At 47.4% G+C, this 2,796-nt stretch carries 4 protein-coding genes; 3 read left to right on the top strand and 1 reads right to left on the bottom strand.

Going from position 1 to position 2,796, the window contains the following annotated elements; genetic code table 11:
* Positions 1–275: 275 nt before the first annotated feature.
* Complete coding sequence (locus ACT3R4_RS18245; protein ID WP_193054208.1) at positions 276–455, bottom strand: hypothetical protein; 180 nt, start codon at positions 453–455, stop codon at positions 276–278.
* A gap of 409 nt (positions 456–864) precedes the next feature.
* On the opposite strand from ACT3R4_RS18245, the gene ACT3R4_RS18240 reads away from it, so the two are divergent.
* From ACT3R4_RS18240 to ACT3R4_RS18230, 3 genes are all read left to right on the top strand, one after another.
* Positions 865–1,077, top strand: a complete 213-nt coding sequence (locus ACT3R4_RS18240; RefSeq protein WP_172117339.1) for a con-10 family general stress protein — start codon at positions 865–867, stop codon at positions 1,075–1,077.
* 280 nt (positions 1,078–1,357) lie between these two features.
* A complete protein-coding gene (locus ACT3R4_RS18235) occupies positions 1,358–2,194 on the top strand; it encodes a manganese catalase family protein (protein WP_193054207.1) in 837 nt (278 codons plus the stop codon).
* A 41-nt stretch (positions 2,195–2,235) separates the two neighbouring features.
* On the top strand, positions 2,236–2,754 hold the full coding sequence (locus tag ACT3R4_RS18230) for a ferritin-like domain-containing protein (RefSeq protein WP_226913537.1): 519 nt from the start codon (positions 2,236–2,238) through the stop codon (positions 2,752–2,754).
* Positions 2,755–2,796: the final 42 nt, after the last annotated feature.

Raw genomic sequence — 2,796 nt, 5'->3', positions numbered from 1 at the left:
CGTGCTATAAAAATAAACATAAAGAAGTAACGATAAAGGCAGGCATAACGTCTACTTAGCTTGCGCGACGAGAGCGGGTAAAAAGATGAGTAAGGTTGGTGCTGAAAATGGCGGGATAACGATGTAGCAGAGGTTATCTAGCATGGATAATAAGGCCGTCCGTGGCCTGTCGCGCGTCCTTGATCCTTTCGCATATTGCTTTCCGAAACCCTTCCATGGGCTGGCGCGACTCAAGTGAGCTACTGCGATCCGTAGCAGGTACGATTCTAACGGCTTTAGCAGGAAATGATGTAGTCTATCGCTGATATTTTTGTAAGCATTCTCTTACACTGGTTCTGCATGTCTTTTATTTTCAATGGCTTATGTTCGCCATGCTGGGTTTTCGATAAATAAAAAATAGCCTTTCTGGTAGCTGCTTGACCATCATTTCCGGCTTGGGCAGCGCCGGTATTCATTCTTCTTACCTTGGGCCCCCCGCAGCTGCAAAAGCAGGAGGCACCATGGCCTAACTAATTCTCGTGAGTATGCAAGAAGATTGTTTTAACCATCGCTTTCACTCTGTTACTTCCAGCTTGATCTAAAAAATAGTTATACGGAAAAATTACGTAAGTTAAATAGTAAGGGGATATGTTCTCTTTATGTCTCTGCTTACGGTATAAGCAAGCGTTGTTAGGCCTGTGTTGTTTTATCTTAGCGCTGTATTTTAATAACAACAAAACAACGTGGTGACAAAGATTAAAGATTTTCATTATCTGTCGTATCTCTTGAAATGGCTTTGGGGTTAGCTACGCTCAAATTACTCGATTGGTTAATCGAGTTAATGATTGATATGTTTTTGCCGAAAGCATGAAAAGGAGATGAATCATGGCTAATGATCGCAAAGATAATGGAATGAGCCGCGAACAGGCAGGACAGAAAGGTGGTGAAGCCACTTCAAAAACGCATGGTAAAGAATTTTATGAAGATATCGGCCATAAAGGTGGCCAAAAGAGCGGAGGTAACTTCGCTAATGATCCGGAGCGAGCTTCCGAAGCCGGTAAAAAAGGTGGAGAGAACAGCCACGGTGGTAATTCCTGATGGCGACCGGTCAGGTCGATTAGGTTTTACATAACCACTTAGCTTAAACGTTGCCCCTTGTAAATATGTCAGTAATAGCATCTAAGCAAGTTGCTGCTTAAAGGGGAGTGTACAGAGGCCTTCAATACTTAACTAAACGCGATCAGATATTTCATTTGATGGGCTCGCAAGGAAGCGCTTTGTTTAGAAGGAACCGTTAGTAATGAGGCTGGTACTGCGTAACGTTTAAGTCTGCTGCCAGGAAGTTTTCTTCCTGGCAGTTAATCCAGGAGGCTGCACTATGTTCCACCACTCTGCAAAGCTGCAATATCCAGTTAAAGTCGATAAACCTAATCCTGAATTTGCCATGTTGCTCCAACAGGCTATCGGCGGTATAGAAGGGGAAATCCGGGTAGCAATGCAATATTTCTTCCAGGCAATGGGAGCGCGGGGCGATGATCGCATTCGCGATCTTCTTATGTCGACGGCTACAGAAGAGCTTGCGCATGTCGAAATGCTTGGTCATGCGGTTGCGCTTAACTTGGAAGGTGCGCCCGTCTCTTACCAGGAGGCTACCGCAGAAGATCCCGTCATGAATGCCATTCTAGGCGGAGCGAACCCACGCCACCTGTTGTCATCTGGGCTTTCTGCCATGCCGGTCAATGCTAATGGCGTACCATTCGATATGAGCCACATCTATGCCACGGGTAATGTGGCGGCAGATATGCTCGCTAACGTGACCGCGGAGGCAAGTGGTCGAGTATTGGCATCGCGTCTTTATAACTGGACGGACGACCATGGCATGAAAGACTTCCTCTCTTTTCTGATTGCGCGTGATACCTACCATCAGCAGCAGTGGTTAGCCGTCATTGAAGAGTTAGGCGGACTTGGAGCACACCTTCCGATACCGAACGCTACCCCTGAAGATCACGAAGCCATGCAGCATTCGTACTACTACCTCAATACCTTGCTGGATAAAGAAGCGCCGAAAGGCCGCTGGGCGGAAGGCCCCTCATTTGACGGTCGTAGCGACTTCACGGCACGCCAACAGCCAGAGCCGGAAGGCCAGGCGCCTACGCTCGGCATGGCAAAGGAGAAATCGGGCGCTCAGAAAGAGCAGATTGATCCGTCAAAATAAGTCGTTATACATAACTCAGTTATTTAAAAGGAGTCAGCACGATGGAAACCCTGTCTCTGGAAACCAAGTATTTGGAAAACTGGTTACGTGATGCGCATGCTATGGAAAAGCAAGCTGAGGAAATGCTGGAAAAGCAGGCAGAACGATTAGTTGATTACCCTGAGCTTAAGGCGCGTATTGAGCAGCACTTAAATGAGACCCGCCATCAGTCGGATCGCTTGGAGCAGGCCATGGCTGGTTTGGATATTGATACCTCAGCCCTCAAGGATCTGGGCGGTAAGATAACCGCCTTTGGTCAAGCGCTTGGCGGCATGATGATGGACGATGAAGTCATGAAAGGAAGTATCGCCTGTTACGCTTTTGAGCACTTTGAAATCGCCAACTATAAAGCTTTGATTCAGGCTGCGGAAAGCTCGGGCCATGCGGGCGTCGCTCAAGTATGCAAAGAGATCCTTCAGGAAGAGATTGCCATGGCGGATTGGCTGGCGGATCATCTGGAGTCTACGACCACACAATTTTTACAGCGTGCTGATGATGATGGCCAGCGCGCTAAACGTTAAGCGCTACCTATCGAAATTCGTTTAACCTGCTACTTTTTAATG

The organism is Halomonas sp. AOP7-E1-9, from assembly GCF_052376035.1.
Classification (GTDB): Bacteria; Pseudomonadota; Gammaproteobacteria; order Pseudomonadales; family Halomonadaceae; genus Vreelandella; species Vreelandella citrativorans.
The sequence above is the reverse complement of the archived record's forward strand: the minus strand, read 5'-3'. Positions and strand labels throughout refer to the sequence as shown.

Bases quoted from the DNA above. Each gene is read 5' to 3' on its own strand.
- ACT3R4_RS18245 (WP_193054208.1), bottom strand. From the start codon at position 455: ATGAATACCGGCGCTGCCCAAGCCGGAAATGATGGTCAAGCAGCTACC.
- ACT3R4_RS18240 (WP_172117339.1), top strand. From the start codon at position 865: ATGGCTAATGATCGCAAAGATAATGGAATGAGCCGCGAACAGGCAGGA.
- ACT3R4_RS18230 (WP_226913537.1), top strand. From the start codon at position 2,236: ATGGAAACCCTGTCTCTGGAAACCAAGTATTTGGAAAACTGGTTACGT.
- ACT3R4_RS18235 (WP_193054207.1), top strand. From the start codon at position 1,358: ATGTTCCACCACTCTGCAAAGCTGCAATATCCAGTTAAAGTCGATAAA.